General features: G+C 70.2%; 12 protein-coding genes. All 12 read left to right on the forward strand.

Translation table 11 applies throughout. From position 1 onward, the window contains the following. Positions 1-25: 25 nt before the first annotated feature. The 12 genes from ABT324_RS15080 to ABT324_RS15135 all read left to right on the forward strand — a co-directional run bounded on the left by ABT324_RS15080 (position 26) and on the right by ABT324_RS15135 (position 14,466). Entirely contained in the window at positions 26-1,393 is a 1,368-nt protein-coding gene (locus ABT324_RS15080) for an FAD-binding oxidoreductase (protein ID WP_351176596.1), read from the forward strand. A 5-nt stretch (positions 1,394-1,398) separates the two neighbouring features. Continuing rightward, positions 1,399-2,700, forward strand: a complete 1,302-nt coding sequence (locus ABT324_RS15085; RefSeq protein ID WP_351176599.1) for an aminotransferase family protein — start codon at positions 1,399-1,401, stop codon at positions 2,698-2,700. 36 nt (positions 2,701-2,736) lie between these two features. Then, positions 2,737-3,807 carry a DUF2855 family protein gene (locus tag ABT324_RS15090; RefSeq protein WP_351176602.1) on the forward strand — a complete coding sequence of 357 codons (1,071 nt, stop codon included), beginning with the start codon at positions 2,737-2,739 and terminating at the stop codon, positions 3,805-3,807. Next, on the forward strand, positions 3,804-4,520 hold the full coding sequence (locus ABT324_RS15095; protein WP_351176604.1) for a DUF2306 domain-containing protein: 717 nt from the start codon (positions 3,804-3,806) through the stop codon (positions 4,518-4,520). Before ABT324_RS15090 ends, ABT324_RS15095 begins: the two co-directional genes overlap by 4 nt. Continuing rightward, positions 4,517-6,067 carry an FAD-binding oxidoreductase gene (locus ABT324_RS15100; RefSeq protein ID WP_351176607.1) on the forward strand — a complete coding sequence of 517 codons (1,551 nt, stop codon included), beginning with the start codon at positions 4,517-4,519 and terminating at the stop codon, positions 6,065-6,067. The genes ABT324_RS15095 and ABT324_RS15100 overlap by 4 nt, the downstream gene beginning before the upstream one ends. A 119-nt stretch (positions 6,068-6,186) precedes the next feature. Continuing rightward, complete coding sequence (locus tag ABT324_RS15105; protein WP_351176610.1) at positions 6,187-7,962, forward strand: non-ribosomal peptide synthetase; 1,776 nt, start codon at positions 6,187-6,189, stop codon at positions 7,960-7,962. Continuing rightward, complete coding sequence (locus ABT324_RS15110; RefSeq protein WP_351176613.1) at positions 7,959-9,254, forward strand: condensation domain-containing protein; 1,296 nt, start codon at positions 7,959-7,961, stop codon at positions 9,252-9,254. Before ABT324_RS15105 ends, ABT324_RS15110 begins: the two co-directional genes overlap by 4 nt. A 43-nt stretch (positions 9,255-9,297) precedes the next feature. Further along, the gene (locus tag ABT324_RS15115; RefSeq protein WP_351176616.1) at positions 9,298-10,545 is read left to right on the forward strand and encodes an acyl-CoA dehydrogenase family protein; all 1,248 of its coding nucleotides are present in this window, start codon (positions 9,298-9,300) and stop codon (positions 10,543-10,545) included. 3 nt (positions 10,546-10,548) lie between these two features. Continuing rightward, positions 10,549-11,790, forward strand: coding sequence for a cytochrome P450 family protein (locus ABT324_RS15120; protein WP_351176619.1), 1,242 nt, complete (start codon positions 10,549-10,551; stop codon positions 11,788-11,790). 116 nt (positions 11,791-11,906) lie between these two features. Then, the gene (locus ABT324_RS15125; RefSeq protein WP_351176622.1) at positions 11,907-12,782 is read left to right on the forward strand and encodes a TIGR03560 family F420-dependent LLM class oxidoreductase; all 876 of its coding nucleotides are present in this window, start codon (positions 11,907-11,909) and stop codon (positions 12,780-12,782) included. 33 nt (positions 12,783-12,815) lie between these two features. Further along, positions 12,816-13,997, forward strand: coding sequence for an acyl-CoA dehydrogenase family protein (locus ABT324_RS15130; protein WP_351176625.1), 1,182 nt, complete (start codon positions 12,816-12,818; stop codon positions 13,995-13,997). A 22-nt stretch (positions 13,998-14,019) separates the two neighbouring features. Further along, positions 14,020-14,466: an SgcJ/EcaC family oxidoreductase gene (locus tag ABT324_RS15135; protein ID WP_351176628.1), complete on the forward strand. Its 447-nt coding sequence runs from the start codon at positions 14,020-14,022 to the stop codon at positions 14,464-14,466. Positions 14,467-14,474 lie beyond the last annotated feature (8 nt).

Below are 14,474 nucleotides of genomic sequence, written 5' to 3' on the forward strand. Positions count from 1 at the left end.
CCCCACAGAGCACGGAGGAACCCGCATGACCGTCGCCGGCAGTGCACCGGCAGTGGCCGCGCCAGGAGAACCCGGTTACGCCGAAGCCACCCGGGTGTTCAACTCCGCCGCCGTGCCCGAGCCCGTCGCCGCCACCACCGTCCGCACCCTCGACCAAGTCCGCACCGCGATCGGCTGGGCGGAGGAACACGGGTGGGCGGTCCGGGTCCACTCGACCGGCCACGGTGCGGGCGCGGCCCGCCCCGTGCGCGAGGCGGTGCTCATCCGGACCGAGATGGACGGTGCGGTCATCGTCGACCCCCGGTCCCGGATCGCCAGGGTTCCCGCTGGAACCCGGTGGGAGGCCGTCGTCCAAGCCGCGGAACCGCACGGGCTGACCGCCGCGCACGGGTCGTCGGGAGGTGTCGGGGTCGTCGGGTACGCGTTGGGCGGCGGACTGAGCCCGTACGGCCGGATGGTCGGCCTGGCGGCCAACAGCGTCCGCGCGGTCGAGCTGGTGACGGCCGACGGGCGGTTCCGCCGGGTCGACGCCGAGTCGGATCCCGAACTCCTCTGGGCGTTGCGCGGGGGTGGCGGCGGGTTCGGCGTCGTCACCTGCCTGGAGATCGACCTCTTCCCGGTGTCCGCGGTCATCACCGGAGCCGCGTTCTGGCCGGGAGCGCTGGCCGACCGGCTGCTGAGCGCGTGGCTGTCCTGGGCCGCGGACGCACCCGCGATCGCCACCACATCTGTTCGGGTCATGAACTTCCCGGACGTCACCGATGTGCCGGTGGAACTCGCCGGACGCTCCACGTTCGCGGTCGACGGTGTGGTGCACGCCGACGACCCGGTGGCCGCGCGGCGCTGCGCCGACGAACTCCTGCGTCCACTTCGGACCATCGGGGCGCCGCTGCTGGACACCTGGCAGGAGGCCGAGCCGTCCGCGGTGCTGCGCGCGCACATGGACCCGACCGGTCCGATCCCCATCGTCGGGGACCACATGCTGCTCGGCGACCTCGACAGCGCCGGTGCGGCACGGCTCCTCGACGTGATCGGCGAAGGCAGCGGATCACCGCTGGTCGGTGCCGGGCTCAGGCAGCTGGGTGGCGCCTACGCCACCCCACCAGCGCCCGGCGGGGTGCTCGACCGCCTCGATGCCAGCTACTCCTACGCCGGATCCGGGCTGGCGGCCGACCCGGAGGCCGCTGCAGCGCTCCGCGCCCACTGCGCAGAGGTCCGGCGTGCCCTCGCACCGTGGAACACCGGCCGCGTCGTCCCCAGCTTCGTGGAGGACTTCGCTCGACCGCAGCGCCACCTCAGCCCCGCGCAGGCCGCCGAGGTGGCGCGGGTGCGCAGCAGGGTCGATCCGGACGGGCTGTTCCGCGACGACGTGTCCCCCACCCGACAGGACTAGGTGCCATGCGAGCCGATACCTCCGACGAGATGCAGTGGCCAGCGCACACCCGGGCGTTCTGCGCCGAGCTGCCGTTCACACAGCGGACCACGATCTTCGAGCACGGCAAGGGAATCCAGTTGTTCGACAGCCGTGGCCGCGACTACCTCGATGCGCTGTCCGGCGTCTTCGTCACGTGCTTCGGGTACGACTGCGAGCCGATCATCGAGGCGATGACCGCCCAGCTGCGCCGGGGACTGGCCTTCCAGCCACCGCTGCACGGGACCAACCACAACGCCCTGCGGCTCGCCGCCGCGCTGGCCGATCTCGCGCCGGAGGGCATCACGACCGTCAAGCTGCTCAGCGGCGGCTCGGAGGCGGTCGAGGCGGCCATCCGGTTGGCCCGGCTCTACCACACCGCCCGCGGCAAACCGACCAAGCAGAAGATCATCAGCCACTACGAGAGCTACCACGGGGCCACCTACGGTGCGCTCGCCCTCACGGGCCACCCCGGGGTCGGCGTGTTCGGCACCCCGATGCCCGGCGCCGTGCACACCCTGCCACCGGAGGCACTGGTCAAGAAGTGGGGGCTGACCGCCGAGGAGGCGGGGCAACAGGCCGCCGCGCTGATCGAGCAGACCATCGAGGCCGAAGGACCCGACAACGTCGCCGCGCTCGTCGTGGAGACGTTCAGCCAGCTGCGCGAGCTCGCGACCACCGACCCCGGCTACTTCACCCGGCTGCGCGAGATCTGCGACCGGCACGAAGTGCTGCTGGTCTTCGACGAGATCGTCACCGGGTTCGGGCGCACGGGCCAGAACTTCGGGGCCGACACGGTCGGCGTGACCCCGGACCTGATCTGCGCGGGCAAGGGGATCTCCGGAGGCTACGCGCCACTGTCGGCACTGCTGATGCACGAACGGGTCAGCACTCCGTTCCGCGATGACAACGGACACATGGCCTTCGGGACGACGCACACCTTCTCCGGCAACCCGATCGCGACGGCGGCGGGGCTGGCCGCAGTCACCCACTTCACCGAGGGCGGTTTCCTGCCCAGGATCCAGCACCTGTCAGCCCGCCTGCGGCAGAACCTGACCGACGCCGTCGGCGACAAGGCCACGGTCAACATCACCGGGTTGCTGTGCGGCATCAGCGTTCCCGGTGCCGACGACAGCGACCTGGTCGAGGCCGCCTGCTGGCGCAACGGTGTGATCGTCCGCGGCATGCCCTACGGCATCATGCTCGCCCCGCCGTTCATCACCACCGAAGCCCAGCTCGACACGATCAGCGCCGTGGTCGGCGCCGCCATCGACGAGGTCGTCGGCTGACCGCACAACCGGTGCAACGAACGGAAGAGAGGCAACATGCCCACGACGGACACCTGGGACCTGCTGTTCGACCGTGACGACCTCACCAGGCACGAAGTGCGTGAGGTCTCGCCCGCGCTACTGCGCCCTGGCCAGGTGCGCCTCGCCGTCGAACGCTTCGGCCTGACCACTCTCACCGCGACCTACGCGCTGTTCGGCGACTCCCCGCTGCGCTTCTTCGACGCCTTCCCCGCGCCGCAGGGGTTCGGCCGGGTACCGGTTTGGGGGTTCGCGCGCGTCGTCGAGTCACGCGCCGAGGGCGTGGCCGAAGGAAGCAGGTTCTTCGGGTACCTGCCGATGTCCACCCACTTCACGGTCACGCCCGAACCGGTCGCCGGCGGTTTCCTCGACGCCGGGCAGCAAGCCGTGCCCCACGACTGGTACCGGACCTACGAGGCGGTGGCACCGGACGCGGGCGACCTGGACGACCTGCGGGCACTGCTGCACCCGTTGTTCCCGTGCTCGTTCACCCTTGCCGAGGTCATCGACCAGCAGCGCACCCAGGGCGTCAAGTCGGTGCTGATCAGCAGCGCGTCCTGCAGGACGGCACTCGGCTTGGCGGAGCTGCTGCTGCGCCGCGACGACCTCTCGGTGACCGGTGTGACCTCCGGGGAGCACAAGTCGTTCGTCCTCGAGCGGAAGCTCCACGACTCCGTGCTCAGCTACGACGAGCTGGGCACCGACCTGGTAACGGGCCCCACCGTGTTCATCGACTTCACCAACTCAGCCGAGCGGATCCGTGCGATCTACCGGCATGCGGGCGACCAGCTGCGCACCACGTTCCTCGCTGGTTTCACCCACCCGAGCACCTCGTTCGCCCCACCCGAGGTCGGCGACCCGCAACCGCAGCAGTACTTCACGCCCGCGGTGGAGGAGCAGATCATGGCCGAGGTGGGCACCGATGCCTACCGGAGCCGCTTCCGGCAGGCGGAGGAGGAATTCCTCACCAGAACCCAGTCCTGGATGGAGGTCCAGCGCGGCAGCGGACCCGAAGCGGTGGCCGACGCGTTCCGCTCCGTGCTGCGGGGTGCGCACCAACCGTCGGCCGGGATGGTGCTGAAACCATGACCCGCGACACCAACACGGTCACCGGGACCAGCGAGCGCACCTCCGGGGCGACCGGTGCACCGGGCCGACCAGTCTGGTGGCGCCGTCCGTGGATCATTCCCCTGGCGCTGGTGGTGGCCGCGTACCTCGTCTACCAATTGAGCCCGTTCCGGCACCTGGACGAGTCGACCGCACCGCTGCCGCCGCACGACGGTTTCCCGCTGTACTTCCCGATCCTGCTCGTCCACATGTTCTTCGCGACCGTGTCGATGATCACCGTGGTGCTGCAGGTGTGGCCATGGTTGCGGATCAAGCACCCGAGAGCGCACCGGATCAGCGGCCGGTGCTACGTGGTCGCGGTCCTGATCGCGGGCGTCACCGGTCTCATCATCGTTCCGTTCGCACCGATCCCCGGGCAGGTCGGGGTGATCGCGGCGACGGTCACCTGGATGGCGGTGACCGCGATGGCGTTCGTCCGGGCCCGGCAACGCCAGTTCGTCCGGCACCGCCGCCTGATGCTCTACAGCTTCGCCATCGTCATGAACAACGTGTGGGGTGTGATCCTCGGCCGGGTCGGCCTGTCCATGACCGACGTGATCGACATCCAGTACGTCCAGGAGGGAGTGCGGTGGCTCGGTTGGGTGGGCAACTTGATGCTCGTCCAGTGGTGGATCTACCGCACCGGAGACCGTCGCCGCGCAACACGGAGAACGACCTCGGAGGCCTACCAGTGACCCCACCCGAGAACCGCGGGCATCCGCCCGCCACCGCCCGGTCGCGACCGGCCGCCGTCACCGCGGACGACCCCCGGTACGAGACCGCGATCCGGTGCGGCTTCAACCAGCGCTTCGTGTCCGATGCCGCTTCCATCTGCTTCCCCACCAGCACCGGAGAAGTCATCACCGCGGTCGGTGACGCGGTGGCGAAGGGCCAGCGGGTCACCGTTCGCAGCGGCGGCCACGGTTACGAGGGAACCGGGCCAGCGGAGCGCGGTGTGCTGCTCGACCTGTCCACGATGACCGAAGTGGACTTCGACCCCGCGCGACGCGCCTTCTCGATGCAACCGGGTGCCAAGGTCGGTGATGCCTACCGCACGCTGTACAAGCGGTGGGGTGTCACGGTGCCAGCGGGCGAGGGCACCGAGGTGTGCCTCGGCGGCCACCTCGTCGGCGGTGGTTTCGGGCCGCTGTCCCGGCGGTACGGCGCCATCGTCGACTACCTGTGCGCGGTCGAGGTCGTCGTGGTCGACGAGTCCGGGACGGCCTCCGCCGTCGTGGCTACCGACGACCCCGCCGATCCGCACCACGACCTGTGGTGGGCGCACACCGGTGGGGGCGGCGGCAACTTCGGGGTGGTGACCCGGTACTGGCTGCGGTCCCCGGGCGCGACGTCGACCGATCCGCGAGAACTGCTCCCCAGGGCGCCGGTCCGGTGGCGCAACGGTCACCTGGTGTGGTCCTGGGAGACGATGACGGAGAGCGCCTTCGCCCGGATCATGCGCAACTACGCGTCCTGGTTCGAGCGCAACAGCGCGCCGGGGGCCCGGGAGACCGACCTGACCGCCTTCTTCTGCGCGACCCACCGGTCCGGCGGGGTGTTCGTGGTCGGCTCGCTCATCGACGACGACATCCCCGGCGCGCGGGAGCTGACCAACGAATTCTTCGACGCGGTCACCGACGGCGTCGACGTGGAGCCGACAGCGCGCACTGACAACGAGGTCGTGTCCTGGCTGTACTTCTTCACCCACAGCAACCGGGGTGACCACACCGGGCTGGGCGGTTCCCGCTTCAAGCTCAAGTCGGCCTACCTCCGCAAGGGCTACACCGCGAAGCAGATCGCCGCGGCGTACCGGCACCTGACCACCGAGGAACCGAGGTCGATCTACTTCATGTTCATCGGCTACGGCGGCCAGGTCAACGCGGTGCCACCCGACGCGACGGCGGCCGTGCAGCGCAGTTCGGTGCTCAAGGGGTCCTTCCTCTCCTCGTGGTGGGACCCCGAGGAGGACGGGCGGCACATCGCCAACCTCCGTGCGCTCTACCGCGACATCTACGCCGACACCGGCGGGGTACCCGTTCCCGACGAGCGCAACGAGGGCGCCTACATCAACTATCCGGACCGGGACCTGGCCGATCCGCGGTGGAACACCTCGGGGGTGCCGTGGTCCACGCTCTACTACGGGGCGAACTACCCACGCCTCCAGCGGGTCAAGCAGCGGTACGACCCGCGCGACGAGTTCCGGCACTGCCTCTCGATCGAGCTGCCCGGCAGTCCGGCGTGACGGCGGGCACAGGTCGGCCTCGATCGCACGGGGCAATGCATGAGTTGGCGCCGCGGGCGCCGCATCACAAGCATGGAGACGGCACATCCGACCACCCTTCGGTGCACGGGGGATCGCGAATGGGATTTCCTTCAATTCACAGCCGGTTCGCCGAACAGGCCACGCGCACGCCGAAAGCAATCGCGGTGGTGCACGGCGAGGATCGACTGTCCTACCGGGAACTGGACGACCGCGCGAACCAACTCGCCAACCGGTTGCGCTCACTCGGGGTGCGCACCGGCTCACCGGTCGCCGTGCTGATGCAGCACTCGGCCAACCTCGTGGTGGCGCTGCTGGCCGTGCTGAAGGCGGGCGCGTTCTACATGCCACTGCACGGCGCGTACCCGCTCGACCGGATGCGGCGGATCCTGGGCAGCGCTGGCGATCCGGTCCTCCTCGTCGACAGCGCCACGCAGCAGCACGCGATGCCTGACGCCCGCGTCGTCATCGCGGTCGACGCCGACCCGGCGACGGCCGGGCTGCCCCGGACGGACCCGGCGAGTCCGACGACACCCGACGACACGGCGTACGTGATGCACACCTCCGGGTCGACCGGTGAGCCCCTCGGGGTGGCGGTGTCGCACCAGGCCGTGCTGGAGCTCGTTGCCGATCCCTGCTGGGACGGCAGGTACCACCGGCGGGTGCTCGCCGTCGCGCCGTACGCCTACAGCGTGGCCGTGTACGAGGTGTGGGTGCCGTTGCTGCGCGGCGGTCAAGTGGTGGTGGCTTCGCCCGAGGACGTCGACCCGCAGTCGTTGCGCCGCTTGATCACCGAGCACGACATCACCGGCCTGCACCTGACCGCCGGGCTCTTCCGAGTCGTGGCCGAGGAAGCACCGCACTGCCTCACGGGTGTGGAGGAAGTCCTCACCGGCGGTGATGTGATCAGTGCCGCCGCGGTCCGAGCGGTGGTGGACGCCTGCCCGGGAATTGTGGTCAGGTCGATGTACGGGGCGACCGAGCTGGCGCTGTTCGCCGCCTCGGCACCGGTCCCGAGACCAAGAACCGGCGAGGGAGTGCCGCTCGGCCGCGCGATGGCCGGGGTGCGGCTCTACGTCCTGGACGACGACCAGGAACCCGTCCCCGACGGCACCGTCGGCGAGTTGTACGTGGGCGGCACCCGGCTCGCCCAGGGGTACTACAACCGCCCGGAGCTGACCGCCGAACGCTTCGTCGCCGACCCGTTCGCCGGTGCCGGGAACCGGATGTACCGCACCGGTGACCTGGTCCGCATGACCGGTGACGGCTTGGTCGAATTCGTGTCGCGGGCCACCGACCTGATCAAGGTCCGGGGCTTCCGGGTGGAACCGGTCGAGGTCGAGAACGCCCTCGCGGCCCTACCCGGCGTGGCCAACGTCGCGGTGGCGGCGCGGGTCTCCTCCTCCGGCGAGAAGCGGCTCGTCGCCTACCTCGTTCCCGAGGACTCGGCGCTCGACCTCGCGGCGCTGCGCGCCGGAGCCCGGGCTGCCCTGCCCGACTACATGGTTCCGGCGTCCTTCGTCGAGGTGGAGTCGCTGCCGCTGACCCCGAACGGGAAGGTCGACCGCGCGGCGCTCCCCGACCCCGTCCTCGACCCGGCCGCCGCCTACCAGCCTCCCGCAACCGACCGCCAGGCGCTGCTCTGCAGGGTGTTCGCCGAGGTGCTGGGCATCGACCGGGTCGGCATCGACGACAGCTTCCTCGACCTCGGTGGGCAGTCGCTGCTCGCGGTCCGCTTGGCCACCCGGCTCAAGCAGGAGTTCGACGTCGAGGTCCACGTGGCCGACGTGTTCAACACGCCGACGGTCCGCGAGCTCGACGCCTGGCTGGACGGCCTCCTGCCCGCGACGACCACGCGAGGAGTTCCCACCGCATGACTGGCGTCCCGCTCTCCTTCAACCAGGAATTCCTGCTCGCCTTCGACAAGGGCGACGCCGACGGCGCGTTCGGCGAACGGCACACGCTCGTCGACGCCTGGCGGATCTCCGGCCCGCTGGAGCCCGAAGTGATCCAGCAGGCGCTGGACGACGTCGTGGCCCGGCACGACGTGCTGCGCACCACGGTCGTGCCCGACGGCGGAGGGCGCCAGGTCGTCCACCCATCGGGTCCGGCCGAGCTCTCGGTGCGGGCACTGCCCGGCGGGGACCGCGACCTGGTGGCGGAGGAGCTGCTCAACGAAGTCGACGACCAGCCGCTCAACGTTCGGGAGTTGCCGCTCGTGCGGGCGGTGCTCGGGCAGTTCGACGCGGACGACTCGGTCCTGGTACTGGCGACGCACCACGTCGCGAGCGACGACTGGTCGATGGGGCTGTTGGCACGCGACCTCGCCGCCTGCTACACCGCGCGCCTCACCAGCACCCCCGTCGAGCTGCCGGCGGCCCCGCAGTACGCGGAGTTCGCCGCCTGGCAGCGGCGCCACGGACATCCCGACGAGGCAGCGCTGGCCCACTGGCGGAACAAGCTCACCGGGGCCAGCATGACCGCCGTCCCTACCGACCGGCCGCTGCCCGACGACCGGCACGACGTCTACGCCGCGTACCGCAGCATCTTCGACGACGATCTCTCGGCGCGGCTCCAAGCGTTCGCGCGATCCGTCCGCAGCACACCGTTCATGGTCCTGCTCGCCGCGCACCAGATGCAGTTGCGGGACATGACCGGAGTGGACGCCGTGATGACACCGACCTTCACGGCGGGCCGGTACCAGGAGCACTTCAACAACACCGTCGGCCCGTTCTTCAACCTGCTCCCGCTGCTGACGGACCTGACCGGTACCCGGCACCTGCGCGATGTGGTGGGCCGGGTGCGCGCGTCCTGCTTCGAAGCCTACGCGCACGACATCCCCTTCAGCGACATCGTGGACCAAGTGCCGCGGATCGCCGAGCCGTTCGGCGACCCGGGCGGCGCTGTCGTCGCGTTCCAGGTGCTGCAGCCCCCTGCCTTCGCCGACGAACTCACCCTCGGCAGGGCCACGGGCAGCGCGATCCGCGAGCGTCGGCTGTCGCAGTCGCGGAGTTCGAGCATCCCCAACGGTGGTTCGTGGGCCCTGGAGGTCCTTCGCTCCGGCCGGATCGCGAGCAACCTGAAGTACAACGCCAACACGTTCGACGAACCAACCATCGCTGGAATCGCCGACGACCTGCGACACCGGCTCACGGCCGCGCTGACCTGATCGCGCACGTCCGCCACCCACGCAACGAGGAGAGCCAGCGCACATGACGAGCACCAGAACCGGCCCAGGACGGGCTCAACCCACCGGCCTCGAACTCACCCCGGCGGAAGCGGTGGCACGGGCCGAGGCCATCGCGGCAGGCCTCGTCGACCGCCAGGCCGAAACCGAGCAGCGGACCTACTGCGCACCGGACATCCACGAGCAGTTCCTCACCGCGGGCCTGTACCGGCTGCTCGTGCCACGCCGGTACGGCGGGCACGAGCTCGATGCGGGCACCTTCGCCAGGGTGTGCATGGCGATCAGCCGCGGGTGCCCGTCCACGGGCTGGATGTACCTCTTCGGCGCGGCGCACGCACTGGTGGTCAGCTCGCTCTTCGAGGAGCGAGCGCAGCAGGAGCTGTTCGCGGGCGGTGACTTCATCTGCCCCGCGACGGTCGCCCCTGCGGGCGAGGCGAGGCGCGTCGACGGCGGTTGGCTGCTCACCGGGACTTGGCGGTACTGCTCGGGATCGCCGTACGCCACCCACTTCCTCGGCCACACCATGGTGCAGCGCGAGGGGGACCCTGAGCCGAGGCCGCTGATGTTCGTCATCCCGCGCGAATCGTGGCGGTTGGAAGAAGATTGGGGAGCGCAACTCGGCCTGCGCGGCAGCGGGTCGCACGGCATCACGGCCACCGATGCGTTCGTGCCGGACCACCTGACGGTCGACCGCCTGCTCAGCATGGTCGATCCCGCCGAGGACATGCCGGGCCGCGCCCTGCACGACAACCCCGAGTACGGCGGCGGGGCGCTCAGCTTCATGCTGCTCGAGCTCGGTTTCCTCGCGGTGGGGATGGCGCAGGGCGCGCTGGACGCCTACGACGAGCTGATGCGGGCGCGGACCACGTCGTTCTGGCCGATCGTGCCACGCACCGAGGACCCGGACTTCCAGTCCCGGTACGGCGAGGCAGCGGGCATGATCGCGGCTGCCGAGGCTGCCGTGCTGGACGCGGTTCGGCAGTGGCACGACCTGAGCGCGCGCGGACCGCAGGCCATCACCCGCGAAGGCGAACTGCGGCTCGCCCTGATCGGCCGGGAGGCCGTGCGGCTGTGCTGGCACGCCGTCGAAGGCCAGTTGTTCCCCACCGCTGGCTCCAGCTCGGTGCGCGCGGGTGAGCGCATCGAGCGGGTGTGGCGCGACATGTCGATGCTGCACAGCCATGCCGGGCTCGGCATCTTCCTGGCCGGCATGGCGAACCGCGAGCTGGCCCAGCTCCACTTCGCCCAACCCGAAACCGATTCGAGGAGTTGAAGCATGTCCCAGAGCCGATGCCCCGTCCTCGACAGCAGCGGCAGCGGAATCCACGAGGTCGCCACCCAGGTGCGCGGCGAAGGACCCGCGGTCAAGGTCGAGCTCCCCGGTGGCGTGCACGCTTGGTGGGTGACCCGTTTCGACGTCGCCAAGCAGTTGTTGAGCGACCGAAACGTCACCAAGAGCGCGCACGCGCACTGGCCCGCGTTCCGCAACGGCGAGATCCCCCCGGGCTGGCAGTTGATCAGCTGGGTGGCGATGGACAATGTGTCGACTGCCTACGGCGCGGACCACCTGCGGCTGCGCAGGCTGATCGGCAAGGCGTTCACCGCGCGGCGGGTAGAGCAGTTGCGGCCCCGGGTGGAGGAACTGGTCGCCGACCTGCTCGACGACATCGAGGCGACCGGTGAGGACGTCGTCGACATCCGCGCGTTGTTCTGCTACCCACTGCCCGCTCGGCTCATGGCCGGCTTGATCGGCATGACCGAGGAGCAACGCAGGCAGACCGCGATCGCGATGAACCGGATGGCCGACGTCGACGTCACACCCGAGCAGGCCGCGGGGATCCTGGCCGGCTGGCGGGCCGCGGTCGAGGAGCTGATCGCGGACAAGCGCGCCAACCCAGCCGAGGACATCGCCAGTGACCTGATCGCCGCCCGCGACGACGAGGACGGCGCGAAGCTCAGCGACCAGGAGCTGACCGACACGATCTTCGCCATCCTGGGTGCCGGCTCGGACACCACGATCAACTTCCTGGACAACGCGATCACCGCCATGCTGAACCATCCCGAACAGCTCGAGCTGGTCCGGGCCGGGAAGGCCAGCTGGTCCGACGTGGTCGAGGAGACGCTGCGCGTCGAGTGCCCGCTGGCCAGCCTGCCGCTGCGGTTCGCGGTCGAAGACATCCAGCTGGACGGGCTGACCATCAAGCAGGGTGAGCCGATCCTGATCAACTACGCCGCCCTCGGCCGCGACCCGGCGCTGCACGGCGATACCGCGGCCGACTTCGACATCACCCGGCCGGACAAGGAGCACGTGTCCTTCGGGCACGGTCCGCACTACTGCCTCGGCTCCGCGATCGCCAGGCTCGTGGCATCCATCGGACTGCCCGCACTCTTCGAGCGGTTCCCGCAACTGCGCCTCGCGGTTGAGGCAGACCAGTTGGAGCCGCTGCCGACGTTCATCATGAACGCCCACACGCACCTCCCGGTCCGGCTCAACGCGCCCTCCCCCGCCCACGCCTGAGGAACCGACCACCGGACAGCAGCGCGGACGGCGGAGCCGCGACCGCCGCCCTGGCAGCGGCCCGCCCGCCCCGGTGCGCAAGTCAACGAAGTGCCGACACAGTGAGGAGTCGCAACGTGCGGGTTGGCCTGGAATTGGGAGCATTCGACTGGCCCGGCGGGCCGGCGGCGATCGGGCCCACCGTGGCGCGCTTCGCCCAGCTCGCCGACGAGGCCGGGTTCACCTCGCTGAGCACGGGTGATCACCTGTGGCAGGGCTTCAACGCGGGCGGTGAGCAGGCGCCCTACCTGGAGTGCTTCACCACGCTCGCGGTGATGGCCGCCAACAGCAAGCGCTGCCGGATCTCCCCGGTGGTCGCCGGGGTGCACTTCCGGCACCCGGCACTGCTGGCCAAGACGGTCACCACGCTGGACGTCCTGTCCGGTGGCCGGGCCTCGCTGGGCCTCGGGGTCGGGTGGAACGCCGACGAGGCGGCCGGTTCCGGGATCCCTTTCCCCCCGGTCGCCCAGCGGTTCGAGATGCTCGAGGAGACGTTGCACATCCTGCTCGGGTACTGGCAGGGCGAGCAGGGTGACGGCCGGGCGCACCGCGGCGCGCACTACCAGTTGGACCGGGTGCTGGGTGTGCCGCAGAGCCTAACCCGGCCGCACCCGCCGATCATGCTCGGCGGCGCCGGCGAGAAGACCCTGCGACTGGTCGCCCGCTACGGCGACGCGTGCAACCTCTACCCGACACCGGACATGCCCGCCCGGCTCGACCGCCTGCGGGAGCTCTGCGCCGAGGTCGGCCGGAACTACGACGACATCGAGAAGACCTGCTGCCTGCCCTTCGACGTCGTCGACGACGGCGGCCCCGAGGAGCTGATCGACACCCTGCACCAGCTCGCTGGTCAGGGCATCCAGACCGTGATCGGCATCCTCTCCTCCCCCGAGCCGCTCAAGCAGGTCGAAGTCCTCGCCGCGAAGGTGCTGCCCGCACTAGCCGCGGAGTAGTCCCCACCAACGATCCCTGGTCTGGAGGTCCTCGTGACGAAGATCGGTTTCCCATCCCGGCAACAGCTGGTGCGCAAGGCGTCCGACATCCTGCCCACGCTGCGCAAGCACGCGGCGTGGGCCGAGGAGAACCGGCGGCTGCACGACGAAGTGGTCGACGCGATGGCCGACGCTGGTGTGTTCCGCATGCGCAAGCCGAAGCGCTACGACGGGTACGAAGTGGACGCCCGGACGATGGTGGAGGTGCTGTCCGAGCTCGGCCGCGGTGACGGGTCCGCTTCGTGGGTCGCGGCGGTGTACGCGATTCCGGGCTGGATGGCGTGCATGTTCCCCGACGAGGTGCAGGACGAGGTGTTCGCCGACCCGGACTCCCGCGTCTGCGGGACGTTGAGCCCGAGTGCGACCGCCACGCCCGTCGACGGCGGGGTCGTGGTCAACGGTCGGTGGCAGTTCATCTCGGGTGCGCACCACAGCCAGTGGCAGCAGATCATCGCGATGCACGTCAGCCCGGACTCCGAACCGCAGCCGGTGATGGCGCTGGTGCCGATGTCCGACCTGACCATCGTCGACGACTGGCACACGGCGGGCCTGCGGGGCACCGGGAGCGTCAGCACCGTCGCCAACGAGGTGTTCGTCCCGCGGGAGCGGGTGCTGTCCCTGATGGCCGCGGTCAACGGGGAACCGGTGTCACACCGGACCGCGGAGTCCAAGACCTACCGGGTCCCGTTGCTGCCAGTCGCCGCTGCCTCGTCGAGCGGCCCGATCATCGGCCTGGGCCGGGCAGCGCAGGAGGCCTTCGCCGAGCGGCTGCCCGGGCGCAAGATCACCTACAGCGACTACGACAGCCAACGCGACGCTCCCCTGACCCACCTGCAGGTCGCCGAGGCCACGTTGAAGCTCGACGAGGCCGGGTTCCACGCCGAGCGACTGGCCGGCATGGTGGACGCGAAGGGCCGCGAGGCAGCGCAGTGGGAGATCGAGGAGCGCGTGCAGGCCCGTGCCGACCTGGGACAGGCGGTGCGCCTGGTGCGGGAGTCGATCGACGTCCTCGCCACGGCGAGCGGCGGCTCGTCGATCTACACCGACGTGCCGATCCAGCGGATCGCCCGTGACATCCACGCCGTGCACCAGCACGCGCTGATGCACCCGAACACCAACGCCGAGCTGTACGGCCGCGTGTTGTGCGGTCTACCGCCGAACTCCCAGTACGTCTGAGCAGCCGGAGAGGAAGTGTCCAATGAGCACGAGCACTGCAGGGGTCGGCGAGCCGACCGACGCGGACAAGGCCGCCATCGCCGCACTGACCCAGAAGTTGGGCGCCGCATGGGCCAACCACGATGCCGACAGCTTCGCCGACCAGTTCGTCGAGGACGCGTCGATGATCATCGCGGGGGTCTACCGCGACAGCCGCGACGGGATCCGCGAGTACATGGCAGAGGCGTACCGGGGGCGGTTCAAGGGCACGCGGGTGACGGGAACGCCGGTCAGCATGCGAATGCTCGGTGACGATGTGGCGATCCTGCTGACGCGCGGCGGTGTGCTGGAGCCCGGCCAGACCGAGCCCAGCGACCACCGGGCGATCTACGCCTCCTGGCTGGTCGTGCGGGACGGCGCGGGTTGGCGTCTCGCCGCCTACCAGAACACCCCCGTGCACAACCCGTGGCCGACCTCGGACAACGAATAGCGGAGGAG

The organism is Saccharopolyspora sp. NPDC000359 (assembly GCF_040300525.1).
GTDB lineage: Bacteria > Actinomycetota > Actinomycetes > Mycobacteriales > Pseudonocardiaceae > Saccharopolyspora.

Bases quoted from the DNA above. Each gene is read 5' to 3' on its own strand.
- ABT324_RS15080 (WP_351176596.1), top strand. From the start codon at position 26: ATGACCGTCGCCGGCAGTGCACCGGCAGTGGCCGCGCCAGGAGAACCC.
- ABT324_RS15085 (WP_351176599.1), top strand. From the start codon at position 1,399: ATGCGAGCCGATACCTCCGACGAGATGCAGTGGCCAGCGCACACCCGG.
- ABT324_RS15090 (WP_351176602.1), top strand. From the start codon at position 2,737: ATGCCCACGACGGACACCTGGGACCTGCTGTTCGACCGTGACGACCTC.
- ABT324_RS15095 (WP_351176604.1), top strand. From the start codon at position 3,804: ATGACCCGCGACACCAACACGGTCACCGGGACCAGCGAGCGCACCTCC.
- ABT324_RS15105 (WP_351176610.1), top strand. From the start codon at position 6,187: ATGGGATTTCCTTCAATTCACAGCCGGTTCGCCGAACAGGCCACGCGC.
- ABT324_RS15110 (WP_351176613.1), top strand. From the start codon at position 7,959: ATGACTGGCGTCCCGCTCTCCTTCAACCAGGAATTCCTGCTCGCCTTC.
- ABT324_RS15115 (WP_351176616.1), top strand. From the start codon at position 9,298: ATGACGAGCACCAGAACCGGCCCAGGACGGGCTCAACCCACCGGCCTC.
- ABT324_RS15120 (WP_351176619.1), top strand. From the start codon at position 10,549: ATGTCCCAGAGCCGATGCCCCGTCCTCGACAGCAGCGGCAGCGGAATC.
- ABT324_RS15135 (WP_351176628.1), top strand. From the start codon at position 14,020: ATGAGCACGAGCACTGCAGGGGTCGGCGAGCCGACCGACGCGGACAAG.